General features: G+C 43.5%; 19 protein-coding genes. 6 read left to right on the plus strand and 13 right to left on the minus strand.

The genetic code is table 11. The features are described 5' to 3' along the window. Window positions 1-25: 25 nt before the first annotated feature. Window positions 26-451, plus strand: coding sequence for a hypothetical protein (locus SHEWPOL2_RS22430; protein ID WP_083848303.1), 426 nt, complete (start codon window positions 26-28; stop codon window positions 449-451). 127 nt (window positions 452-578) lie between these two features. On the opposite strand, the gene SHEWPOL2_RS05475 is transcribed toward SHEWPOL2_RS22430, so the two are convergent. Beyond that, complete coding sequence (locus SHEWPOL2_RS05475) at window positions 579-1,784, minus strand: RNA-guided endonuclease TnpB family protein (RefSeq protein WP_037426850.1); 1,206 nt, start codon at window positions 1,782-1,784, stop codon at window positions 579-581. A gap of 45 nt (window positions 1,785-1,829) precedes the next feature. On the opposite strand from SHEWPOL2_RS05475, the gene tnpA reads away from it, so the two are divergent. Beyond that, the gene (gene tnpA / locus SHEWPOL2_RS05480; RefSeq protein WP_037426855.1) at window positions 1,830-2,246 is read left to right on the plus strand and encodes an IS200/IS605 family transposase; all 417 of its coding nucleotides are present in this window, start codon (window positions 1,830-1,832) and stop codon (window positions 2,244-2,246) included. Window positions 2,247-2,370: 124 nt separating this feature from the next. On the opposite strand, the gene SHEWPOL2_RS05485 is transcribed toward tnpA, so the two are convergent. From SHEWPOL2_RS05485 to SHEWPOL2_RS05510, 6 genes are all read right to left on the minus strand, one after another. Continuing rightward, window positions 2,371-2,823 carry an RES family NAD+ phosphorylase gene (locus tag SHEWPOL2_RS05485; RefSeq protein WP_037426858.1) on the minus strand — a complete coding sequence of 151 codons (453 nt, stop codon included), beginning with the start codon at window positions 2,821-2,823 and terminating at the stop codon, window positions 2,371-2,373. Then, window positions 2,820-3,281: an antitoxin Xre/MbcA/ParS toxin-binding domain-containing protein gene (locus tag SHEWPOL2_RS05490; RefSeq protein ID WP_050991311.1), complete on the minus strand. Its 462-nt coding sequence runs from the start codon at window positions 3,279-3,281 to the stop codon at window positions 2,820-2,822. The genes SHEWPOL2_RS05485 and SHEWPOL2_RS05490 overlap by 4 nt, the downstream gene beginning before the upstream one ends. A 133-nt stretch (window positions 3,282-3,414) precedes the next feature. Continuing rightward, entirely contained in the window at window positions 3,415-7,659 is a 4,245-nt protein-coding gene (locus SHEWPOL2_RS05495) for an Ig-like domain-containing protein (protein WP_037426860.1), read from the minus strand. Between the two features lie 185 nt (window positions 7,660-7,844). Next, on the minus strand, window positions 7,845-8,750 hold the full coding sequence (locus SHEWPOL2_RS05500; protein ID WP_011711551.1) for a thioredoxin fold domain-containing protein: 906 nt from the start codon (window positions 8,748-8,750) through the stop codon (window positions 7,845-7,847). Window positions 8,751-8,805: 55 nt separating this feature from the next. Beyond that, window positions 8,806-10,800, minus strand: coding sequence for a helicase-related protein (locus SHEWPOL2_RS05505; protein ID WP_037426863.1), 1,995 nt, complete (start codon window positions 10,798-10,800; stop codon window positions 8,806-8,808). Between the two features lie 68 nt (window positions 10,801-10,868). After that, window positions 10,869-11,360, minus strand: a complete 492-nt coding sequence (locus SHEWPOL2_RS05510) for a hypothetical protein (RefSeq protein ID WP_037426866.1) — start codon at window positions 11,358-11,360, stop codon at window positions 10,869-10,871. Window positions 11,361-11,498: 138 nt separating this feature from the next. On the opposite strand from SHEWPOL2_RS05510, the gene SHEWPOL2_RS05515 reads away from it, so the two are divergent. Continuing rightward, entirely contained in the window at window positions 11,499-12,221 is a 723-nt protein-coding gene (locus SHEWPOL2_RS05515) for an HDOD domain-containing protein (protein WP_037426869.1), read from the plus strand. A gap of 30 nt (window positions 12,222-12,251) precedes the next feature. On the opposite strand, the gene SHEWPOL2_RS05520 is transcribed toward SHEWPOL2_RS05515, so the two are convergent. The 3 genes from SHEWPOL2_RS05520 to SHEWPOL2_RS05530 are packed head-to-tail and all read right to left on the minus strand — an operon-like array spanning window position 12,252 to window position 16,504. Beyond that, entirely contained in the window at window positions 12,252-14,936 is a 2,685-nt protein-coding gene (locus SHEWPOL2_RS05520) for a TraC family protein (protein WP_037426871.1), read from the minus strand. 12 nt (window positions 14,937-14,948) lie between these two features. Beyond that, a complete protein-coding gene (locus SHEWPOL2_RS05525; protein ID WP_037426873.1) occupies window positions 14,949-15,677 on the minus strand; it encodes a TraV family lipoprotein in 729 nt (242 codons plus the stop codon). Further along, the gene (locus SHEWPOL2_RS05530; protein ID WP_037426876.1) at window positions 15,677-16,504 is read right to left on the minus strand and encodes a hypothetical protein; all 828 of its coding nucleotides are present in this window, start codon (window positions 16,502-16,504) and stop codon (window positions 15,677-15,679) included. The genes SHEWPOL2_RS05525 and SHEWPOL2_RS05530 overlap by 1 nt, the downstream gene beginning before the upstream one ends. A gap of 278 nt (window positions 16,505-16,782) precedes the next feature. Between SHEWPOL2_RS05530 and SHEWPOL2_RS05535 the strand changes: the two genes are divergently transcribed. The 3 genes from SHEWPOL2_RS05535 (at window position 16,783) to SHEWPOL2_RS05545 (ending at window position 19,593) form a co-directional block, all read left to right on the plus strand. Further along, a complete protein-coding gene (locus SHEWPOL2_RS05535) occupies window positions 16,783-18,045 on the plus strand; it encodes a PD-(D/E)XK nuclease-like domain-containing protein (RefSeq protein WP_037426878.1) in 1,263 nt (420 codons plus the stop codon). Between the two features lie 14 nt (window positions 18,046-18,059). Further along, entirely contained in the window at window positions 18,060-18,407 is a 348-nt protein-coding gene (locus SHEWPOL2_RS05540; RefSeq protein ID WP_037426880.1) for a hypothetical protein, read from the plus strand. A 259-nt stretch (window positions 18,408-18,666) separates the two neighbouring features. Continuing rightward, window positions 18,667-19,593 carry an Abi family protein gene (locus tag SHEWPOL2_RS05545; protein ID WP_037426882.1) on the plus strand — a complete coding sequence of 309 codons (927 nt, stop codon included), beginning with the start codon at window positions 18,667-18,669 and terminating at the stop codon, window positions 19,591-19,593. A 953-nt stretch (window positions 19,594-20,546) separates the two neighbouring features. On the opposite strand, the gene SHEWPOL2_RS05550 is transcribed toward SHEWPOL2_RS05545, so the two are convergent. The 3 genes from SHEWPOL2_RS05550 to SHEWPOL2_RS05560 all read right to left on the minus strand — a co-directional run bounded on the left by SHEWPOL2_RS05550 (window position 20,547) and on the right by SHEWPOL2_RS05560 (window position 25,173). Continuing rightward, window positions 20,547-21,620, minus strand: coding sequence for a hypothetical protein (locus tag SHEWPOL2_RS05550; RefSeq protein ID WP_037426883.1), 1,074 nt, complete (start codon window positions 21,618-21,620; stop codon window positions 20,547-20,549). Continuing rightward, on the minus strand, window positions 21,610-22,827 hold the full coding sequence (locus SHEWPOL2_RS05555) for an AAA family ATPase (RefSeq protein ID WP_011711563.1): 1,218 nt from the start codon (window positions 22,825-22,827) through the stop codon (window positions 21,610-21,612). The genes SHEWPOL2_RS05550 and SHEWPOL2_RS05555 overlap by 11 nt, the downstream gene beginning before the upstream one ends. Before the next feature lie 1,182 nt (window positions 22,828-24,009). Next, complete coding sequence (locus tag SHEWPOL2_RS05560; protein ID WP_011711564.1) at window positions 24,010-25,173, minus strand: replication initiation protein; 1,164 nt, start codon at window positions 25,171-25,173, stop codon at window positions 24,010-24,012. Window positions 25,174-25,802 lie beyond the last annotated feature (629 nt).

A 25,802-nucleotide genomic window follows, 5' to 3' on the forward strand; every position in this document is an offset into this window, starting at 1 on the left:
CAGTTCAGCAACAACGAGAGCGGCGATGAAATCTACTGTGAATGACTTAGAGCTAATTTTGAATCAACTAGGAATTGACCCGACAACACTGATCCCAGTGAATATTACAGGTCTTACAATTGAAGAGTTGGACCGCATTTCCGCACACGTAGAATGTGGGAAGAGTTTTGTGAATTGCTGTAGAACTCAGAGCATATTGAATGCTGAACTTATAGTGCAAGGGATCGTGATTGTCGCGATAGGTGATAATTTAATCGCGCTAGATCATCGATGGTTAAAGCGTGGCGACTACTATTTAGACCCCACATTTAGTTTATTCAACAGCACCAGCAGCCCTAATGATACCTATGTTCTTAGCTACTTTATGCAAATTGAAGTTGCAACCGCAAATGCTGCTAATGATTCAATATCCGATATTTCGATCGATTCATTAAGCAAACTAGCTCAATAGTGAACAACCATCTTCCGTTTAGACCCATTTAACCGAGGCCTCAACCACCTCGGTTTTTTTGGTTTGGGTTAGATTTTACTTGTCTTGACATCCTCCTCGCCGTAAACGACGAGGATTCCTACTGCGGTTAGGCGCGAACGCCGGACTCGCTTCGGTGGGTTCCTGCTGCTGGCGGCATTGTTGCACCACTCACTTCACAGGCTAATCGGGCGTGTCCCGCCCTTAATACATTGATCGCGCCGACGACATCGGCGTTTTCTTCAAAGCCACATTCCACACAGGCAAACCGAGCTTGCGTGGCGCGGTTATCCTTCGATATGTGACCACAGCACGGACACGTCCGGCTGGTGTTTTTCGGTGGAACGGCGATCAGGTGGCCGCCATTCCATGCCAGCTTGTAATCGAGCTGGCGACGGAACTCAAACCAGCCTTGATCAAGAATGGCTTTATTCAGGCCTGACTTCGCCCTAACATTCCTACCCTGTTGCTCGGCGGTTCCTGCCGCTGATTTTGACATGTTTTTGACCTGCAAATCTTCAATACAGACTATCGCGTGGTTTTTGCTAATGTCGTTTGATATTTTATGCAGGTAGTCACGGCGGCTGTTGCCGATATTGGAATGAATGCGCTGAACTTTGGCTTTGGCCTTTTTCCAGTTATTGCTGAATTTTACCTTGCGGCTCATGGCCTGCTGCGCCTTGCGCAAAGCGGTTTCGTGCCGTTTGAAACTGTTGAGCGGGGCGTAGAAACGGCCATCGGACAGGGTGGCAAAGCGGGCAATGCCCATGTCAATGCCGATGGCATCGCCCTGATGCACGGCAATTTCAACTTCCCGCTCGGTCTGGATCGATACATACCACTTACCACAAACCTGACTGACCGTGACGTTTTTAATCTCACCTTCCACCGTCCGACTGTTGCGGTAACGCAGCCAGCCGAGCTTGGGCAGGAAGAGTCGATTATTGCCTTGCTCCAGTTTCACCCCTTGTGGATAGCGAAAGCTATCTGACTGACCCTTCTTTTTGAAGCGCGGGAAGTCTGCTCGTTTGGCAAAGAAATTTTTGTACGCCCGATCTAAATCTTTCAGCGACTGTTGCAGCGTTTGAGAAGGTGAATCAGACAGCCATTTTGTTTCTGGCTCTGCTTTCCATTGTGGTAACAGATTATTCAGTTCAAAGGCCGATAGTTTCTTTTCACCCAGCTCATGTCGTTCTTTTTGCAACGCCAGCGCCTTGTTATAGACAAACCGACAAGCACCGGAGAAGCGGCGCATCTGGCGCTGCTGCTCTCCAGTGACAATCAGTTCGAATTTGTAGGCTTGCAGTCGTTGCATGGCTTGCTCATACTGTGTCAATACAACTCAATTATAGATTGGTCTATGGAAATTGAAAGCGATTTAAGGCATGGCAGGCATTGTGTTTTTAAAATGCACGTTCATTTGGTCTTTGTAACAAAATACCGACGAAATGTCTTTACCAAAGAAGTGCTGGATGATCTAAAAATCTTTTTTGAAAAGGTCTGTCTTGATTTTGAATCAGAGCTGGTTGAGTTCGACGGTGAAGACGACCATGTGCATTTGTTGGTGAATTACCCGCCGAAGGTGGCCGTGTCGAATCTGGTTAACAGTCTCAAAGGTGTATCCAGCCGGATGATCCGAAAAAAGAATTACCCTTCGATCAAAAAGAAACTCTGGGGAGGTGCGCTCTGGTCGCCCAGTTATTTTGCGGGGAGCTGTGGTGGTGCGCCAATTGAGATCATCCGGCAGTATATTGAGCAGCAACAAACTCCGGCGTAGCCCTCAGAACGGCTTCGCCGTTGCGCTATTCATCCTCGCCCTGAACGGCGAGGTTTTCCGCACTATCCGATAAATAAAATGAGAACCCGCTTAACCGAGTTGTCTATGCTAGCTAATCAACAACTTAAATTAGTCTTGGATCGATTTGATATTTTAAATCAACGGCATTCTTAACCGACTCAATTACAACTGGATTGGAAGGGTTGACCAACACATTGTGCTCCAAGGGCACAATAAACGAGGGCACCATCAGTCCAGCCGCCGATTCAGACTCTATAAACGAATCTCCAAGCCCTCTGGACATTATGTCGTTGTATCGCCACCCCTCGGCCAATTCGCTTTGTGGCAACATCATCAATTCACTTTCGGGCAATTCCAGTTCAAGCGTGACGAAGTTATCGAATCTTCGGGGTGAATTGAGATGCACTAAGACTTCTAGGATTGCTAGAGATAGTGTAGGAGAGGTATACACCATCGGTACTCCCAATGAGTTCCAGCGCCCCCCATACATTGCAGCCCCTTGTCCATTCCATGCAGAATCCACGTACTGCTTTGATACAATGCGATAGAGCTTCACATGTAAACTCCGTGCATTAATCTATTAATTAGACGAATGACATCTAATGTGCCCGACTCAGAGCCCATTAACTCAATTGGTCTTTTACCGTTCAATCCAATTGCGGGTTCATTGAGCCATTGAATAGCATCAGCCTTGTTTCCACCAAGCATCAAAGTTGCTGCTTCATACATTCGTATCATCCTTGCAAACGCTTCGCTTTCACTAGGTTTCAGTCGATGTTCTTTATCCTTTACCCGACGGGCGAAGGTTGCCCGGCTTAAACCGGCATACTGAACAAGGTTCGTAACGGGCATGGAAACGGCTTCGGCAAAGCGATTCACAACATCAATACTAAACCCATGATTTATTGCGTCACTTAGCACAGGGCCTTCGCCAGCAGGCAACCCCACTTTAGCCCAGATAGATTGATGTGCTTTAGGTTTTAATCTGAACTCACGTAATTGTTGAACAGCCATATCAATGACTCCTGCATTCCAAAATTATGATTAATTATCGCACTATACGTCTCATTTGACAAATTTTAATGTCTCACATGAAATTAGCATTTATAAAAAATCCCGCACTTGCGGGATTCTTTATTTGAACGGTTTAATATGTGTAATGTTTCTCAATAGAATTTGAGTAAGCGCCAGAGTCATCCACGCCTCTAGCGATAATCACAGCACTATAACCAGTTGACTTACTTACGTAAATATAAGATCCAATGTAGGGTGATACTTCACCGTTAATGTTCCACTCGTATTTCGCCATCTTACCATCTTCGTCAGTACATATCAGATCGAGTCGGAGAATGTTGGAATAATTGCTTTCCTTCACGTTACATTTGGGTTCTACGTTTTTGGCAACGGGGATTTCCATTTCGTACTCCCGTTGGATGTTGAATACGGATGTCATAACCGCTTTTAGTTTGTGAACACCCGCTTCAACACCACTTACCATCACCCTCAGATTGGTAGGCTCCACCAGCTTGCCATCTAGATACCAACTAACCGTGTTGATTCTGTCTAATGGATGTCCCATTTTGCCTGACAAGTTTGCTATCACGGTTAATGGCTCGCGCATCATAGTGTTGCTATAACGTGGCTCAATGCTCAACTGGGGCTCCGGCGCTTGGTTGGTGCCAATATAGCTTGAAACCACCTTAGCGTTTCCTCTGTTATCGGTGACCGTAGCTTGAACATTCTCGGTTCCCGCTTCCGTCACATTGAAAACCACTTGCTTATCTGACTTACGAACCACTTCAAATGTCTCAGGGATTTTCCATTCTACTGAGAAAGTCACTCCTGAATAGTAAGGAGGGAGATCTGTCGGTGTGTTAATCAACATTGAACCAGAAGTTGGGGCATAACTACTGTTCGTTTTGCTGATGATCTCAAAAGATGGGAAAGTATATCTCCATGCAGCAGGCGTTAACCGTTTCAGGTTTTCAGTCTCAGCCTGATACCCCTCTGCCCATGCTCTGACTTGTAGTGTAACCAGCTTATTAGTGACATCTGCCGCTGTTGGGGTGTAAGTAATAGATGGTGATAGAGTTTTAGTACCGTCCGGCAAAGTCCATTCAGTAATGATTGGAGTACCTGCAGCAGTATCAGCTAAGGTAGTTGTCACATCTAGTGTGTAGGGTACACCTTCTTCCATCGCTTTGATTACTGGCAACGACATTCTCACAGGTTGTAATCGTGCAGCACGTACAATCTTAGTAGCCTTCGAGAATCTAGCATCACCAGCCAAATCAGTATTCACATAAGCTGCGCGAGCATAGATGTTATAGCGAGTTTCACTGTCCATCGTTAACGTGAAACTATCATCACCTTTCACCCAGTTCACGCCATCTAACGACCATTCTACTTCGGTTGATGTCAAATCGACTGATTCATCATTATCAAGCAGCTTATATTGGCCAATCTCGCCAGCATGTAATGCACTAACACCCTCAATCTTCAGTTCTGGTTGGTCGTACACCAACACCTCTTGGAAATCGGTGGTCTGTTTAATACCGCTGTACTTGTTAGCAATCTGCGCTCTAAATTGATAGATACCTTTGTTAGATAACAGGATTTGCACAAAGTCTTTGTTAGTGGCAATTTCTTCCCATGTACCGCCACTATCTTTCGACATTTCCCAAATCACGTCGCCTTTAGCACGACGGTCATTTAGTGTATTAGGTACGTATAGCAATTGAGCCGCGAATGGCGCTTTACCCGCCATGCGCTTTATCAGGATATCTCCGTCAATAGCCTCACCTTTATAAATCTGGAAAAATGCAGAATTACTCTTAATCGTTTTTTGGTAATCAGCCAGTTTACTGTCCACAGTCACCAGAGCCACTAAGCGAGAACTGCCGATAGAAAAGTCCTTGAATGGGATTTCCGCAGATGCCACACCTTCACTGTTAAGCTTTAATGGCTCTGTTAGGTTTTGATAGCTAGTACCTTCTTTGTTTCGCGACTCCAATGCAATGACCGCAGACCAATCACCCATAGTCTCTTTATCGTAAGTCATTTTTCGAGTTAAGAAGTCCAGAGAGCCAATACTCACTTTAGCAGTGATCGTAGACTGAGTGTTTTGAAGTACCTCGGGGGTTTCTAGCTTCGCTACAATAGTATTAGCTGGCACAGTCAGAACTTTAACCTTCTTAGTGCCTAACGCGGTTTTGTCCCCAGTGTACTGAGCTTTTAGCTCAATATCTCTTGTGGTCCACAAGGCAGATGCCCCCACACTTAAAACTTTACCAATCCGCTTTTTAGACTGAGCTGAGCCTGATTGTGTGTAAGGGTATGACACCTGAGTGCCATCACTGCTAGTGATTGAAAAAGTTAAATCACCGTTAATAAACTCAGCTGACGTGGTGGTAATCACCCCACCATCAACTGTCGTCGTAAAAATGTCAGGTTTAAATTCACGGTATTTAGCAACAGTTACTACTGGCGGCTCCGGCTCAGTCACTTTAAATGCTTGCGAACCCACAAAGCTGAGCGCTTCTGAGTTTTTTCGGTTGATCATCCAAACCTTGTACTTAGCCTCGTTAAGTGAGGATGTACTGGTCGCTTTTTGGAACGTACCCGCGAGCACTTGCTGAGAGTTAGACCATTCAGAGCCTGTGCCATCAGGGAATTGTAGCCATTCAATAAAACAGCGATAATTTAACTGACCACCAGCTTTACGTGCCTGCTCAGCTGACGCATACATGCGACAACCAACCCCCTCGGTGTTTTTGAGTGGCATAGAGACCGCTTGAACACCTCTTCGATAGGTCTGGCTTCTGTCATCTATCTGCCATTTTACTGGCATATATCGAATTGAGACTTCCTGTACTGATGTGTTACCAGCATTATCCTGGACTACCACAGATAGTAATTTATCAGTATTGGGCTCTAATGGAGTATCTGGAGTTTTGAGCATTTTTAAATACTCAATCCCTTCATCAATACCATCTCCAAGAACTGATTGGCCATCCACTGACGCAGCAATCACCTTCCCCCCACCAGACATGGAATCAACAGCCGCAACGAGAATATCATCAAAGAAATAAATAGGGTCGGCAGCGTTAACAATGCCGCCGTTAGTGTTGTAAATCCTGATAGTTGGAGGATTTCTATCGATGTTACTGGACTCACCTACGACACCTTCCCAGGTGTTGCTGTAAGTGTCCGTCAACGTCGCGTATGGGATGTAAACGCCATCTGGAAGCGAAGACAGGTCAAACTCGAATGCCCATACATCGGAATGCTGCTCAACGAGCTTAGGGCTCAGCTTAAGTTCTCCCGTAGGTAAGGTAATAACATCGGTAGAGAGAATGTCATTTCCTGCCAGGTTATAGCTTGGTTGTTTGATTGAATACTGTGGATCTGGTTTTAGCGTAATAGTCGCCTGTGGATGCCACCACGTACCTGATTTACCCGCGTGAGGGGTAGCTACTGTTAATAGCGCTTTTTCGTTATCGATAGTTAGTGTCGTGCCGTCAGCAAATGTTTTAGTGATTGGCACCTCGTTACCCGAGGCCACCGCTTGCATCATATAATCGTCGAGTGTCGCGGTCCTGAAGTCCCATGCGAGATTGTATTGCGACTGATATTGGCCATTGATGGTTTTGAAATAGCCATTATCCGAATCTACGCTCATGCTGTAGTTGGTTGAGCCCGTCGAACTGCTTGTGTCGGTAACAATAGTCGTGCCAGCTGTGGACATGGTACATGATGTGCTGCCAATCGGGATGGTACACGCCCCGAGACTCGGCGCATTAACTACTTGGGTATATGGCCTTGAATCGGTCTTAACTTGGACGGTTTTGAGGATGTTTCCCTTGCTGTTGCTGGTTACGTCCGAACCTAACTGGATACCAGTGGTTAAGTCACTTACGATTTCAACGATGTTTGGGGAAATAGCTTGCGCCGCTTCCACAGTCATCGAACCTGTTTCAACCAGCACTTTTTCACTGCCACTGCCAGAATAAATACTTACGGTATACCCGATGATGTTATTGCCAGAGTTATTCAAGTAACCCTGAATACCATCGCTGTAAGTGCTTAACCCTGATGGCAAGCTCCACTCCAGTAAACAGAGCATGTTACCTTGGGATTGCGTAAAGGCTTTTGCCGCCGCTACATCCGTCGTTAAGCTACAACCCGCACCGGATCCTTGAGTTGGTTTGATTTGCACCTGCTGGACGTTTGCCACCACTCCTGAAGGTGGGGTCAAGACGATTTCGGGCATTTTTGCAGACAGTTCACCAGTGATGGTTACACCGGATACAGCTAAAGCGTTAAATGACCACGCCGATTGCGCTAGTATAAGTAGCGCTATAGCGGATTTACTGAAAGTTAAGTCGCGCATTCTGAACCCAACATTTTTTTATGATTACATAGGTTATCAGAATTATATAAATGGATAAATTTATTTACCCATTTTTTGAGCAATTAATGGGAATTTTGCGATGAATTAATACACATTAAATTAATCAAATGTGCTTATAATACCAAGGAGATCCCAATATGGGATCTCCTTATGGAGTTGGGAAATTAATTGACTGATGCGGTGAGTTGTAGCGAGTTTATGGCTTGGGAGATTGCGGCAAAGTTATTCACCACTTTGACCATTTCACCACCATTGCGATAAAACAGCGTCGGCGTACCTTGGATGCCCAGTGTACCCATGAGCTCAGAGTTTTGGATGATGGCCATCTTAGTTTCTGGGGTTGGGGTTGCAGTGGCATAAGCAGCTTTAGTTTGCTTCGCCTCTTCGTGCTTCCACACCGCGTCCTTACCGCCATCAATCATGGCTTGGATTGCTGGGACAGAGTTGGCGCTGATCCACGCTAACGGCACCAAGCGCACATCCAACTGTTTGCTTTCAATCTCGGGTTTCAAACGTGCGAGTAAGCTACTGCAAGCACTACAGAAGGGTTCAAAGAATACATAAATCGCTTTCTCAGCTGACGCTTGTTCATAGCCCAGTTGAATGTATTTCGCCGCAGTGAGACTTTGCCAATCCTGCTCAGTGTAAGTTTGCTGAGCAACAGGTGCGCGTTGTGCTCGACCTGCTTGTTGTGGCTGATTCCTATCGGCTTCGGAGATGCCCAGCGTCGTCGCCCACTGCTCCGTTAAGTTGACGCCATTCGCATCCACCAGACCACCAGCAATAACAAAGTCGCCCGTGCTCCAATAAATTTGTTTTTGGCCACTCAGATCCACCAGCCAACCCGTGATATTTTGCGAACCGTCGGTGACACTCCATTTCTGGATCACTTTGTTATTGGCGTTACTGCTTAACAAAGTTGCTAGGGCCGGAGGGCCATCTTTGGCGACACCCGTTGGTAGTGATGTTTTATAGCTGTTGAACTGGCTCACTACCCAAACGAGAAGGGCAAGAGCCAAGATAACAATAAATGCGATGAACGATTTTTTACTTAACGATTGTTGTTTCATACCTTACCCATAAACCACAAAGCTCTTGAGTTAATAAAATTGTGTTGATTCTGACCTAACTTGAGGTATCAATCAACTCAATTGCATCGTTTAAATCATCAAGATTGATTTTGTAACCGAACAAATATCGCTGATTAACTCCCGTTTGCGAGCGACCTGATTTGGTTAAATCGCCAAATCCTCTCAGTTTCATGTCCTCAATCGCTAGCGTCACGCCATGTGAAATTTGAGAAATTAATTCAAGCCTATCCTTTGATTTTGGGCTTATTTCAGGGGGTAACAGTAAATCAAAGTACCCTACCCCTCCGTGCCTTGCTAAGCGCCCTCTAAGCTGATGGAGTTGGACAAGACCTAGCCTGTCTGGATTCATCACAATGCAGTGGGTTAACCCTTTAATAGTCAGCCCAGTTTCAACTAATGTCGTCGCGACCAGCACGTTTGCATCACCCGTATTGAGCGCATCGATTGCAGCTGCATTTTCTTCGTTTGTTAGCCCTCCATGCGCCAGAACAACCCCGCTACCATCCGGTAGGACGTGGCGATTACTATGGATGAATCGGCACCATTTCTCGTATGTCTCTGTCGCATTCTGAATATCCGCAAATGCCTCACACTTGCTTTCATCTTTTAGGGCGCAAACGATCAATAACTTTTGGCCGCTTTGAAGCGTCGCTAACGCTCTTATTGCCAGGTCTCGACCTGCGTAATGCTCTAACAAACGACTCTCAATACGCTTATCTACGAAGCAATGCTTTAGCTCGTACACCTTCAGCACTCCATGTTTTAGCAAAGCCGCTGTTCGCGGTACTGGGGTTGCTGTCGATTCCAGTAAATGCGCCCCGTCAGCGCAAAACAGCTCGCGCTGTTCAACTGAAAACTTGTGCTGTTCATCCACGACGGTCAGATCAAATGTGAATGGCCACTGTTTGTGTAAAATCGCCGTGGTACCAATCAACATTCGACATTGGGAAATCTCTTCAATGATCTCCCCTTCAATGACTAACGTTGGGCTGATGTCAGGGTAATACTCAGAGAACTCTCTATGTAACTGACGCGCTAAATTCGAAGTAGGCAGCATAATGGCCACTCGCCCACCGGCATCCACAACTGAGGCGGCACAGGTGCCAATCACACAGCTTTTTCCGGTGCCAACGTCACCAATTAACATCATGTGTTGAGATACTGCCGAAGTCATTTGCGTGACCATACTAAATGCCGCGGATTTTTGTTCCTCGGTCATTTGGAATGGTAACGATTTAATGCGGTTATCTATCGCCTCTGACTCAAACTGCAACGGGACACGCTTTACTCCCCACTGTGACGCCAATTTCTTTGCCTCTGCACCAATGAGGACTGCTGCTAACTTACTAACTTGCCGAATCCGTGCGTAACCTCGTTGAACACAATCGGGGAAATGGATCTCCTGTAACATCTGCTCGATGTTGTCACTCGGGGCTGCACCCAGAAATTGCTTTAGTCGTTTGTTACTTACAGCGGTAGCTGAAAGCAGCTCTCTAATCTTGTCAGCACACTCCTTGATAACATCACGTTCTGACAGTAAGCGGCTGAGGAAATCGATTACCTTGGGTTCCGCTTTGCTCATTCCCTTGGCCAGTTCATAGCACACATGCAACCGCCCTAAATCATCGGGGGCAACAAACTCCTGATTTTTTAAAATCAGTTGTTGGTTTTGATATTCCGGTAAGCCATAGACATAGATAGGGTGATGCTGATTAGCCATCGCGAGCCCGTTGCTCAACGATTTTAGGTTTTCAGCTGTGTCGTAAACGAAGGTTTTCAGTCGGAACCCCTGTTGGTCTGTCAGCTCAACAATGATGAAGGGACTGCGTTTTTTAGTGCGTCCTAACTTGATGTCAGATACGGAGTGAATATGACCGCCGAAAAGCGTCATCCCAGAGAAGCCTTGATAGGGATTCAAGTCATATTGAACAAGGCGTAAATCTTTGTATTGCAGAGGCATTACAAGTCCAACTTGCCATAACTCAGTTATGCCAAACTTGGATAATTGCTCTAAAGACGTGTCTGTCATGCCCCAATCCGATTCGTGTTCTATGTCTCCATTAGATCACGCTTCTTGATTGAGGCAAATTTTGAGAATTAGATGTTGGGACTAGCACACTGCACGAATTCTTGGAATCCCCTTTTCGTCGGCTGCGCTTCTCTTTCGTCACAGCGTCCTAGGAACTCGATTGGCTTATTAATAACCCCCATACACGAGGCCAACGTCCAGTAGCTCCCAAACGATGCGCTATGACCCGATTGATAGTTGTTATATGCCGTGTGAATTAATCGACGAGTAATTTCAACAGGGATCTGATTGCTACCCTCGGTGTACTCTTTAGCAATATAATAATCAATAATCACCCCTTCTGGATTGACTTCGCTTTCTGCGTACTTAGGTGCCTCTAAACTGCCTGGGATCCATTTAGCCCCAGTCTCATAACCATGTGCGTAATAGCGAAACTGGGCCATAGCAACAGCACAGCTTTCAGCCTCATTAGGCGCGGGTGATGCGAATGCTGGCGCCGTGAACGAATAAAAAACAGCCAACATCAAACCTAACACCATACAATTTATATTTCTCAACATGCGACCCCCATAGTTAAAGTAGTTTATACTAATTAATTTTTTTGTACGGCATAGATACTGATGTACGATTACACTCAATCAGGTGTTTCATGATACTCTTCAGTCTAAGCGTCTAAGCTGTTAATTAATGGATGATTTATGGCTAACTACACCATATCGGCTAAATCAATAACTGACGCAACCCAAAGCGCTCAGTTTGATTTACTTATCAAAAATGTCCCCGTACCGGAGATCAGGGAAATTTTGAAGCACGACGATCCCATTAATGAACTTTACCGACTTGTTGGTAATGATGCTGCTCTCGCTGCGTTGTTCCTTCGTGTAGCCAATTCAGCTGCATTACCCGTCATTAAAAACTTTGATGATTTAAAACGTGCAATCACCAAACTAGGAACGCTCAGAAGTGTCAATCTGATCATTACCTACATGCTAAGACAACTTTTGCCTAGCTCCGCTTATGACGTCAGTACTCAACTCATAAACTATTCAATCGACACCGCCATCGCACTCGACTACATTCAGCGCAAACCCAGTTCGTATATCACAGGCATTGCGTTATTCGGTGGATCTATGCTGGTAGCTGGTTACGCTGATCACATGGGTATTAATGTCACAATTGGTGAATGCACAGCACTCAACCAAGAACTACTTCCTGTGTTCATTCGACACTGGTCATTCCCTGAAGAAACACTGCAAGCAATAGAGCTGTATCTTGCCAATGAACATTCGAGTATCACATTAGCGATTTCCGCTGTTGCCCATAAACATCTGTTATCCCCCTTCCCTGGGGTAGATTCGAGCCTCCCTGAGAGACAGCTTGAAGAAGTTGTTTCCAGTATCAACGCTAATCCATTCTTTTAAGTAAGAACGCGAGGCCTGCGAGCAGCAGGCCTAAGATTCATTTTCGGCGTCGAATCGACGTCGCCATGTCCCGACTAGATCTTTTCCTTCCCTTTCAGCAATCATCTGGCAAGCAGTAAACATATCGACCCCATTGTCTTTCATCATGATTTCAATCTGTTTTTTCTCGTCTGGAGCGGTAGAGTAAGTCAGTGCTTTAGCCCTTGGCAGATATAGCCTGCCTACAGATTTTGTGCCGCCACTGCATAACAGAACTTCACTGAAAAACGGCCTAACAGTCTTGATATTCCTCAGTAAAAGGTAATCCTGCTCAATGAACTTACCCTCTTTATTGAGTCGGGCCAGTTCCTCTCCGTTTTGCATGAGGTAGAATAAGTGAGCCGAGTTACTGGCCATCGCGATACCCGCAGGCGACTCGTTGGCATCCTTCATCGATTGCGAAATACACACACCCAGGCTGTTGTACTTACGGAAACGACGCCAACCAGATTCGAGGAATTTTGCCAGAGTTTGAAGAACCTGACGGGTCTGCTCATCTACACCCTTGTTTTCCTTTAAGAACTCCCACGCTTCATCGAGAATAAAGGCTTTCACAATATGCAGTTGATCATGCCTAAACATTTCCTGCTGAATACGTTGAATACACAGCATGATACACACCGCTTTGAGCTGGTCTGAACCGTTAAGTCCGTCTAGCTCTAACACCACTAAATCCTTCTCAAACTGAATGGGCGGCTTGCTAGGGTTGAACATCCAACTGTTTTGGCCACCGCGTAAGTAACACCAAGGAGTCAATTGGTCGCTGATTTGTTGAACTTCTTCTCGGGGATGTTTGGCACAAGCATCAGCGAAATCGTCAATACTGGTTTCCCTACCCTTCTCGTTCCACAGTTGCATGAGCAATACTGACATTGCAGAGTATTGATAGCTGTTACAGTCTCCAAGTGGGAAAGCCATCAACTTCAGGATGTTCAACAGCATTTCACCTTGAGCGCCTAAATAGTTGTTAGCGTCACTATCTACAACGCCTTCATCAGTATCTTTTTGAGATTCGTCGATACTCTTAAAAGGACATAGGTTAAACGCAAAGCGGTTGTCCGGAATAACCTCTACGAACTGTCCTGCGTACAACTCTGTTGTTTTAACGTATGAGCGACCTGAGTCGATGATGAATACGCGGCCACCATCAGGATCACCGTGGATATTACCAAGTGCATCTGGATAACGGTTTTCTCCGGTTGAAAGTAGACCTTCAATCAAATAGTTAGCAGAGACCGACTTCCCAGCGCCAGAGGTTGCGGTTATAAAGATGTTGTAATTGGAGTCTGACTTTAATGGGTCAAAGGTGATTAACTGACCATCACGGGCAATGTATGTCAGCACAGGGTGTCGAACTGCGTTTCCTGGCCACGATGCCACCATAGGAACGAAGAACTTGACCAAGTTACTAGGGAGAAAGTCAAAGCGTTCAATGAAACTACTGACTTCACTTGAGGTACACATTGGCAGACCATTTAGCCAAGTGAAACGGCCAATCAAGCTATCCACGCCAGCTGACCAACTAAAGCCTTCCATGCGCGTGATTAGTTTTTTAGTGCAGTTCTTAACTGACTTTAAAGTCGGTCCCCACATTTGAAAGTTTAAATGAAAGCGGCAATGCTGAGCCTTTTCTCGCTCTAGATAATGCTCGTAGTATTCAAAATCTTGCAGGCCGTATTTCAAAGACGAAATCCAACGAGCCCACGGACCTTCACCTATCTGTTTGGCCATTAGGCGGCGCTTGGAGTAATCCTTAGCGACTTTCTTAGGGCTCATTTCAACAACAAGGTTGATCATGAAATTGCCGGGAATAGCGCCATCATCCCCTTTCAACCAATCGCCAGTCATTAAATGTAACGTGCCTTGGTAAATGGAATCTGGGAACTCTTTAATGCTCACACTTTGAATAAATCGTGTAGAACCATCTTCTGCTTTAATCGCCATATAATCAGAACCATCGACTTTGACCTCAGTGCCAGGTTCAAGCAACTGCGCACGGATGGGCTGAGTAGAACGGTAACAGCCTTGTCTACCATCTACTTTAATTCCACGGCGCCAAACTGCATTCGGGGATGGGTTGTGGATCATCTGCAATCGGTTAATTAGGATCTCAGGTTGCATTTTGGTCGCTACACCAAAGATTTGTTGTAATGACGCTTCATGGTTGTTAGCCATATCTACAAAATCTTCGACTTCCTCTGTAGTCGGCATGGCTTTCTTGATAGGCACCTTGATTGAGGCCCATACCTCGAAGTTGCGAAGCGGTACACCTTCCATATCTCGCGAAGGGATTGAGGTATCAGCAAGCGCTTTATAATAATCAACCATGTATTCGGTCATATTGTCATTATCAATGACCGTATCGAACCGATTACGCTTGCCACGGCAATGTCGGTAATTGTCTAACACTGTTACTAAGTCGTCTGAAGCCACTAGCGAGAATTGCAGCACAGTCCCTTCTGGATAGACTTTTTTGAAAATCGAATCCAGCGTGGAAATCGTACTCGCACCATAACCACCTGACGGTGGGCATAGCCACGTTACGCCAAGGTAACCCCCTTCTAGGATGTAACCAAGATGTTCCCCTTCCTCACTCACAAATTCATCTAAGATTGGGATGATTGAGGAATATTTCTCAATGCCTAGACTATTTTTCCAGTTATTTACAGTTGTCATTTCGCACCCGTGTTAATTGCCGTTAGCGCGTAACGCTTCTTGAACAACTTTTGGCGCTTGATCCAAAGTGGCCTTTGCCGCTTCTAGGTCAGCATTGAAATTATTACGCCCAGGTTTACCTGTCTTAATGCCAACTCCGTTAATTTCGCTTGGGTTACCCCTTCGCTCTTCTTCAATGGATTGCTGACGAATATAAAGCGGAGTGATTTGAGCAGGCATGTTGAATGCTTCACGGCCATAGGTGTATTTACGGGTTTCAATTTCGGTATAGACATAACCGACATTCTGTAAACGGCCTTTGTCGTCTTGCCATGGAGCAAATGCAACACGAAGCATTTTGGGCGCCTGCCGAACAGCGATAGGCTCTGGAGCGGGTAATGCACGGTTGTTATCAGCCGTAAACATGTAAGCATTACTGACTTCATTCAGGGTGATTGGTTGGCCGTTAGCGTCCAAGCCATAGCCGGCCATGGCGCCGGAGTTAGCCACTGACTTTTTAGGTACTTTACAGTCTGGGCAATCTTCATCGCTTTCAGCTGCTCGCCGCGCTTTTTCTGCCTCAATGCCGCCAGGTGTATCAGCCAGTTTCAGAATTTCTCTAGTGGTGGTACAGGGTAATCCGCTGTTTTGAGTGTTTACACAAACCGTAGGCTCCTCACCCGTTTCGAACATCGATTGACATCCAAAAATAGTTGCCAAACTAACAGCGACCATGCCTAATTTTAATGCTCGAGTAATCATTATTTCTCCGTTTGGGAAATGAAATCAGTTAATGAATCGGGTAATCCGACGTTGTGCAGTCCGTGTCCGTTAACGAAATAGGGTAAACGACGGATCTGTAGAAATTGAGTAACCCCAATCGTGGTGGATAGCTTTTTAATGTCGCAGTTTTCGAGGGTTTCCGGGGCTGTGGTGAAATCACTGTTAACTAGCAAACGTAGGGATTCACTTTGGTCTTTGGCGCACCACAGCTCCCTCGCTCTAATCGCAGCCTCTTTACCATTCACTAATGGGGTAAGCAGTAACGCGATTTGCTTACCTTTAATCGAAAGGAGCTTATTGAATAGGTCAGCGTTTAACTTCGATAAAGGGTCCACAAATACAACTAGATCGGGCTCTGTTTTTGCTAAATCACCAATGTAATATGCAGCCATATCCTTAACAGAAACCCCTAAGACCTTATCAATCTTGGCAAGCCATGCCGCCTTTGCGTTGGCTTCAGTTGCTATAGGTGAACTGTTCCAGCCATCGAATACCTCGCCGCCTTTAACGAGAATCCTGCCATCCGTGGAGGCGAGCACTTGAGTACCATCTCGAGACACCATCATCACCATACCTTTCACGGGAAGCGCTTGAGACCATACGATGTCGTTTAACATCGAGAAAGCATTCTTGATAAGCTCCTTACCCTCACTTTCCGGCATTTTCTCTGGCTGTGTTTGTGCCTGCTTAGCTGATTTGTTTGCCTCTAACAAAGCATCTAAGCCACTGTTGGCCATAGCCAGCGGATGACACAAACCAAGCGATACTGCTAACGCAATTTTGGTTACCTTTCTTTTGATACTCATAGCACTTACAACTTAAAAAGTGTGTTGCATATTTCAGCAGTTTTGCCGCCACAAGTCAATTTTCAAGTCATTTTTCGTGAATTTCTTGTGCATTAAAATTTGATTGGTATGATGCAGTCATTATTAAAACAACTAGAACTTATAGCTAATAGCTAAAAGCTCACTCCAATAGCCCGCTCTTGCGGGCATTTTTTTGCTCCATTTCTAGAAATTTGCCTCAATAGGAAGCCGTGTAATGATGGTTTCAATTGAAGAGTTAGATTTTTGGAGTGAGTATCATGAGTTCATTTGATTTTGATTTAGATGCGTTAAATTCTGCTATGAACGCATTTTTTGACCCTGCCAGCGTGAGCATGGTTACCATCACCTGCCAGCAAACCTCAAGCATCATCCCTGCAAGCCTGACGCATTTAGTCAAGCCTAGTTATGTGGACGGCAAACCACAATTCTTATCTGACACCGGTGAACTTATCGAAGGTGTTTACTCAGACATTCCAAACGATGTGTATCACTCATTAGATGCCATTAGCTCAAGTCAGGTTAAGTGCTATGCAGATAGCCCAATGAAATACGAACAAGCGTATATCAACGGTAAAGGTAAACAGTTCAGCGCTAAATCCCGCGAGTCCGGTGTTCTAAGCCACGAATTAACACTAGAGGGAGCCGATGTATTTAATGCTCGCAGATTTGCCCTGCTCGACTCAGAGCAATTCCCAGATGATCCAAAGTCATTAACCGAGCTTAAAGATGCCTGCACAGCCAACAAACTAACAACCAGCGGCACCATTGCTGAATTAATCAAACGCCTTGAGCAAGCCAACGCTCCGCAAAAACCGTTTGAGTCACGTCAATTGGAGTGGATCAAAGCGAACATTGGTGACGAGTGTTTTGCGTTATGTGATACAGAACTACAGTCAGCGGTGACCTGTGCAGCAATCATTAAATTACTTCAGGATAATCAACATATCGCGATGAAGGCGCTTAAGCTGCCAGTGTCAAAGGAGATGTTTGATAGCGTTATAGGACTCAATCAAGCCATTGAACGCAACGCTCACGCGAACAAATTTTTAAATCGTAAAAACGGTATGGCGGAAGTCGCATTCTTTACAAGAGATCCTGAGACCGGATTGATGCTTAAGTGCAAAGTGGATTGGTTAACAGCCGTTAAAAATTTTATTGTTCCTTGCGATTTGAAAACCACGCGCAGTGCTAACCCAGCGTTAGCGGCCTACCAGTTCGCAGACTTACGTTACGATTTGCAAGCTGTGTTTTACTTAAAAGTGATTAAGCCACATTTGAATGAAACCGAGTATGCAGAGCGTCTATTCCCACTCATTACCGTTGAAACGGGTGATTGTGCAATTTGTGAAGTGTTTGAGCTTCACGATGATGATTGGGCTATCGCTGAGCAAGATCTGCCAATCATTCTTGATAATATGAAAAATAGCATTAAGAAAAACGAGTACCGAGGCTACACCGAACAAGGTAAGTCTGTTATCAAATTGGCAAGACGCAAATCTTCTCTGGCTGCAACTCGATAGGGTGGTGAAGGAATATGAATCTGCAACTCAAAGCACTTAAGGCTATTTACGACAAAAAACCTCACTTGGTGGCCAAGTACATCTCAGCAGGGCTCACCGGTAATCTATTGAACTTCAAAGATGGTCTTTTGCTGCGTGCGGCAATTACATCAAATCAGCCTGAGATTGCTAAGGCGATACTAAATGCCGGTGCAAACGGGTTTGTGCTAAAAGGGGAGGCTTATGCAGCAGCGTTTAAGCAAAACAATCCAGCATTGATTGAAATAATGCGGGACTGGGCGGAACGAAATCCGTCAGAGCTTAACACTATACCTGGGCTGGGCAGAAAACTCAGGCTTGATTCGGTGGAATCAGAGGTTTAAAAGTGAAAAATACAATTTATTATCAGTAACTTATTCACAGTTTCAGCTGGTGCAGATATATAGATTAAATCCAACATTGTAGACTTGAAAAGATTTTTAGGCTTCCTGAAATTGAAAACCCCAGCTCAAGGCTGGGGCAAATTCTTTAGGTCTTTACGCAAGGTCTTGGATATAATCCTTAGAGCCAGACGTCAACCTGACAAAAATTATATTTAATACTGACGCCGACGTCAACAACGAAGTTCGAGAGCAACGATAAATGCCACATACAATTAGCTATAAGGAAATTATAGAAGATTTTATTACAGAAGAACGTCTAAGAAGTTATAAGGTCACGTTTAAAACTCAAAGCGATATTGAATTGCTCGGGGCTTACTTATGGAACACCCACGTTTGTTCTGCTATATACCCTTTGCTTAGTGCCACAGAAGTGGCGCTACGCAACGCAATTGACTCTGCACTAACTTCTTCGGATTTAGGTTACTTTTGGTGGAAGAAGAACAAACTCCATTTTAAAAGTTTCGCCCCAGAACAGCCTGATAAGAATCCTCCATTTGAAGTCGAAGCTATCAGAAAAAACTTCTCTAAGGCTACAAAGCAAGTTCAACAAGACAAAAAGAAACGTTATAACATTGCCAATCCAACTCCGATGCATCAAGAGATAATAGCAAAAACTGAATTTTCCACATGGGAGTACATTCTTAGTAAAGAGTTCATGGGGCCAGGTTTGATTTGGCCAACTCACCTGGGTACCGTTTTCAAAGGAGAATGGAACACAACTAAGACCAAAGAGCTGCTAATCAATACAAAAGATCTAGTCAAAACCGTAAGAGAATTCCGAAACAGGGTTTCCCATCACGAACTCGTGTGGAAAAAATATGGTGTAGAGACTGAAATTGATGCTATCGAACATTTGCGCGATAAAATAAGCAAAATTTTGCAACTTTTGGAATTAGTATCCCCGGAAAAAAAGCGTCTTCTGGAAAAGAACAAAATTATCGAGAGAGCTTACCGTGCATGTACATTGGGTGAATTGAGACGATTCCAACACAATATTGCTACACACAATGTAAAGTCTATTTCTAAACTTTGCCGATTAGTGCAAAGCGCACATGATGCTAACTCAGTCGAGAAGATTCAAGTCTATGAAATGGGAAAAATTAGTTTTTTGATTCACCCAAACTAGGGTGTCAAAGCAATTCACCCCAAAATCCGCAAACGTCGAAAGAACGAATTACACAAATAAAATCGGAAGCTAGTCGATAGCAATGCGGTCATCTTCGTTGGTAACGTCAATTCCCTTTCGATGTTCAAAACCAAGCTGGCCAAATCAGCGTTGGATGCAGGCAGGTGGATGTTGAAAACAATGATGGAATACAAATGCGCTCACGCAGGTGTTGTTTTTGAAGAGGTCAACGAAAGTTACACAACCCAAACTTGTTCGTGCTGTAGGGAAATCCCCGCAAGTAGTCCGAAACAGCCAAGAACATGCTTACTGTCGGGTATAATCGTCTAGCGGTAGGAATGCCCGCCCTAAAAGGCGGAGAGGATACCAACAATAACACACCATAATTTACGGAATTGAATAACAAACTCTCATCTCAATAATCCACATAGGGTACATCACCCATTACAGCGCAATCATTTGAAGTAAGTTCCTGTAAAGTATGTAAGCGCTAGACAGTATTAATCTGTGCTTGATTCGGTGGAATCACGGGCTTAATAATCGAAAATTTTCTTTATCTTCAACATTTTACCATTAAAAATGCTTGGTGCAGATATTTTCGTTCCATCTAAAAGCAGCACCAAGCTATAACCTCGTTAAATTATTGTTTTTATGCTAAAAAACTCAGAATTTAACGCTTGATTCCACCGAATCACTCCATAAAAAAACCAGCATCTCTGCTGGCTTTACTTTCTTAATTGGCTGTTTGTCTCATTTTCGCGCTACAACGATTTAGTTCTTCCAGTTCATAGAACTTCATTGCAGGAAGTCTGAATGGTAGTTTATTGGTAATCGCGTTGTTTAAGGCCGTGGCTAGTGTTAACATCACTTCTGCTGACATAAATACTCCGAATAAGTATGTTTGTTAGTGCATGACAGGTCAGGCTTGGCGGTCGGCCTGTCAGTTTCTTTTACTACTGGTTTTTTGCTTCTACTAAATCAATTAAGAATTGTTTTAGCTTCTCAATCTCTTGCTCCGACAATCTTGTTACTTCGACCTTGGTCTTTCGATTTTGGGTCGATAATTTAGCCCAACGATTGCGGTCGTCACCCTCGGCAATTTTATCATTTGCCAGCTTTTTGGGTTTTGATTGTTTATCAAAGTCTTCGAACACCTTCAGTATCTGACTGTTTTTCTGGCCATCGACATCAAATAGTCCCGCTACCGATGTTTCGCCTTCATTTGCATCGATGCAAATTTTTTCAATTTTCTCAAGTAACTGCTCGCTCAATAAAGCTGAAAGTTGATGCTTTTGAGTAATGTCATAAAGAGCCATAATTTGTGTTGAACTTAAAGCAGAAGGACAGGGGAACAACTCAATAATTTCATCTGGAATTTCTGCGGCTTTAAGTGCTCTCGTTACATACGAATAAGATACGTCGAATTGAGCAGCTAGCTCTCTCAGAGATAACTTAACTGTTTTGTTGTTGGCAATCTCGAGCTCGTTTTTCGCGAGTGCCTTTTTCATCTGAAAACCCGCATCTCGATAACTATACTTTTCAGAGGTTTGGACGTATTTAACGATTTCGTGAACTTCTTCTTCTGTTAGTACAAAATCGGTATACAGCACATTTAATCCAGCATTCTCTAAGATTGCTGCCATACGTCGGCGCTGACCATCAAACAAGTGATAACCAGTTGAATCCCGTGTTGCCAACGCATCAGAAAATTGCACCTTTGCAATAGTTTTACGGATCCGCAGTAATGAATTTGGTTTTACATCACCGGCTGGACGCGGGTTAAATGGGTGTACGAAAGACTTTGTTTTGAGTTCTTCCGCCGTTAAGTGCTTACGAGTGAATGTAAGAGTACGCCCACTGGACAATTTAATTTTAATTGAAGTAGCAGAGTCGTTCAGTACATCAGTATTAGCAACAAATGCAGACTCAGTAGTTTCTGGATGTAATTGACTATTTAAACCAGCAGAGTCAACTAAGGCTCTGCCAAATGGAACGCGCTTACGCGCTTCTTTAGCATTAGATACCATATTCTGAACCTCTAATTCTTGAAATGTGTTGGAATAGCGCCAAAGTAAATTGGTCTAGCGACTCTCTTGCTTTTTTAAGAGCTTTTGAGTCCCCTGTGTAGCTTCCAGGATGTACTGACACAACGGTATCAAATGTTTCTGCACAGCGCTTAAAGGCAGATAATTCAGGAATACTAGCCATCATCATGTCTTCAGCAAATACAGCGTTGGCAATCATTGAGCTATTAATATCTTGCTCGCTCTGCGAATACTTAGACATAAAAGCCAAATGGCCTTTCAAATTCGTTGTTGCGCCTTCTGCTTCTAAATGATCCAGCATTTCTGGAATACGAGTCACGTATTGCAATGTTGAATGTAAATCAACGGTTGAGGGCGGAAGTGGAGTCACTAAAACGTCAGCTGCACACAATGCACTTTTTAAAAGTGAGTCTAAGTGTGGGCCGCAGTCGATAAAGATAAAGTCGTAATCGTTGATTAGCTTTTCACAGACGTTGCGAGATAACGCCTCAAACGGATTAATTTCCGAACCAAAACGCTGAGCGCATAGAGCTTCCCATTGAGATGCTATAAAAGCATCTGCAATGCTTGACGGTATGATGTCAACACCAGGCACTTGAGTAGGTATGACAAACTCGTCTAACAGCTCTTCACGAGTTAAGTCTTGAAATACGGCTTGAACGACAGTGTTATCAATTGTACCAATGGAGTTTTTATGGCTCATGAACATACTGGCTGAGCTTTGAGGATCAATGTCCAGTACTAACACTTTTAAATCATGCTGAAGCATTTCAGAATGGCAACGTAACGCTTGGGCAATATTTACGGTTGATACAGTCTTACTTACACCGCCTTTGAGGTTACAAAGGAATACTACATAGCCGCGTTCAAATTTCTCACGCAATGCTTTATGTCCACGATGCTTGTAAATATCGACTACTTGCTCAACCGTTAGATCATAAACTTCAACGCTACCGTTTAGCTTCTTATCGAACTGGTAACCAGTAGCTTCCATCTCATTAATCGATTTTTCTACGATCTTACGAGTGAGGCCTCTCAGGTTAGCTAATGCGCCTTTTGAGTAACGCTGGTGAAATGTATCTAAACCAAATTCGATTTTGTGCTGTGTAATAGAGTCAGACATGGTGTTAAGCATTTTTCGTGCCCTGTCAGCAGTCGTTCTCATACGAGCTTTGAAGTGTTCATTCATAGCAATTTAACTCCATTTATCAATTGCGTATAAGATTACAGCTAAAAGGTGTGGATTTCAATATTTGGTACATTAAAATCCGCACCTATTTAATGGTGTGCTAATTTCCTCACCTGGATGTTAGTGTCTGATGATATTAGATATACACTCAGCTTCATATCATGAAAGGGCAATGATGCTTTATAGGTGAAGACTGTAGGTTGTAGGTTTACTTGTTTGCTATGGAGCATTCGGGAAGTTGAACTAGAATCGAATAGAATCCTGTTTCTTCTTTTGATCTTAAAAGGATCAAAAACAAGATCTATCTGCTTGGGAATATAAAAAGATATGATCTTTTTATTAAGATCTATTAAAGATATAAAGATCTATAGGGTAGAGTTTTTTATTTTGAATCAATATGTTATGCGTGTTTTTCAAATAGTTTTTTCGCTTTACACCTAGATCTTACTCGTCAGGTTCCCAGATCTCACTCGCTTTATGCCAAGATCTAACTCGTGACAGATCAAAAGTTTACTCGTTTAATACACTGATTTTACTCGTGTTACCCATAAGTATTACTCGTGTAGTTATCCACAGTAAAGAGTTTTGGTTGTTTATTGCCCTAAACACAGAGTAGATGCGCCTGTATTGATTGAATTTTATACTTTCTCATGTGTTTTATTCGTGTGACCCCTAGAGTTTATTCGTGTGAAAGACTGTACTTTACTCGTATTTATGAAAAATCAGTTCGTTGTCGCATCCAATTTTAAAATAACCCAAAAATAGACCAATAGTTTACTCGTTCATATGTCGGTAGTTCACTCGCTACTATATCAATAGTTTACTCGTCTATATGTCCGTAGTTCATTCGCTTCGATACCAATAGTTTACTCGTCTATATGTCTGTAGTTCACTCGCTTCTATATCAATAGTTTACTCGTTCAAGTATCTGTAGTTCACTCGCCTCTATATCAATAGTTTACTCGTTCACATGTCGATAGTTTACTCGCATCTATAACCATTAGTTTACTCGTTCCTTTATCTGTAGTTCATTCGCTCCTAAACCTGTAGTTTACTCGTACCCATGTCTATATTTTATTCGTGACCAACTCAATATTTTTTTCGTGCACTAACCCAATAGTTTACTCGTATTTGAGTAAACTATTGAGAAAGACCAAAGGTTTGATATGGAGGGGAGGGGGATCAGGTATTGACGTTTAACAAGAAATCTAACTTATCGAGTGCAGAACTCTTCAGTTTTGGTCGTTCAGTTTGTTCAGATTCGTTTTCTGCTTTCTCAATCGATATTTTTCGGTAGTGTTTGTAAATGTCGTAAAATAATTCTCTACAGCGCGGTCTGTATTTCTCATAGTGTGATGAGAGAACGTAGTAAGCTACGGCCAGCTGCTCAGTCTCTTCTTGAGTAAGCGTTTCTTTTTTCATACGCAGACGATTCTCTGCATTCATTGCGACTTCCGCTGCTGCTTCAAGATCCATTGGATGCAATTTGATGAATTGATCTATCCAAAGGTACTCGAACTCAATGCTGGTAATTTTGTTGCCTGTTTTGTTTTCAATGATGCCATGACGTTTTTTACCAGAAGGATCTGTGTTGAAAAACATTACCTCGTCACTACAAGCCTCCTCTATTTCTTCAATCGACTTTACCAGCGCCTGATTGACGAATACCGATGTGTCCTTCATGGTTTTCTTGCCTGGCAGATAGTTATCTTTGTCGTCAACTAACCCGAAAATACCTTTGAGAGTCATAACGTCTGTCTTATACAACTGCTTCTCAGGGGTTTTGAACCTCGATAATAGGTCATACATTGGTTTAGAGTATTTTCCCCTCAGTCGTAGGAATCTAGCCACGTTAACGGAAGCGTATCCTTTTGACGCGTCGTGAAAAAAGTCTCTCAAGTCATAATTTGGTACCATTGTTAACTTTCCACGTGCATATTTCACTGTCGGGAAAAGGACGGATGATTCAAATTCATGAGTCGTCGGATGCTCTGCTAAAACCGTTCGTTTCTGAAGCCTAAGAGCGACAGGTTTAATTGTTGCCGCAAGGCTTTTGGATTCAACTTCAAGCCAATCAGCCAACCTAGAGGCGGGGATAGAAATTTCGAGCTGGGTTTCTTCTTTCCACTCTGTCTTTTGCATCTGGATCAGAAATAGGGCAAGTAGATTTTGCTCATGGGTCGTCATCGATATACGACTGTAGATTAAGTTGTGGTTTTTCTTATACGTCTGCGGTAATTGCGCTTCTGGATGTACATCGAATTTGTCAGTTTTGACTTTCTTCGATGTTGTAGTTACCCCATCTGAACCCTGTAGTACCTGTTTGTTGTTTGCTTTATCTGTCATGGCATCCTCCCTATGCATCAATATAGCGTTCGCCATTTTCTCATTCCATATTTTTTTCGTATTCCCTCCATATTTTTTTCGTGTTGACCCAACTATTAAATTTCAATCCCTATCTTTTCTTCGTGTATCTCCATATTTTTTTCGTGTTCACACAATATTTTACTCGTCATATACCTATATTTTATTCGTGTAATCCAAATAGTTTACTCGTCTTAAATTGTGATCAAAATTAACTCTGTAAATGTAAGTTATTGTTATATAAGAGTTAAATGTGGGCGGTGAACAACGGGATCTTGCAAGTAAAAATCTGTATTTTTTTGCACAAATATGTTAAATTTTTGAATCAGATTATTTAAAGGCAAAATGAAGTCTAAAAAAAATCGTTAGGTATTGTTTTAAAAGGGTTTTTAATGGTTTACATAGATTTCGATATAAATATTTGTGTATCAGCATTGATTTTGACAACCCAACTGTGAATGACACTCTAAAGATGACGAGAAAAATCTATGAGTAGACGAGTAAAATCTCGGGCTCACACGGTTTATTTATTGGAATTTTGAAGTAAATCGTGGCAGGGAGGGGAGCGCAAATTTGCGTGAATTGATTCAGAGGCCAATATCGGGCCATCT

The organism is Shewanella sp. POL2 (assembly GCF_000282755.1).
Taxonomy (GTDB): domain Bacteria; phylum Pseudomonadota; class Gammaproteobacteria; order Enterobacterales; family Shewanellaceae; genus Shewanella; species Shewanella xiamenensis.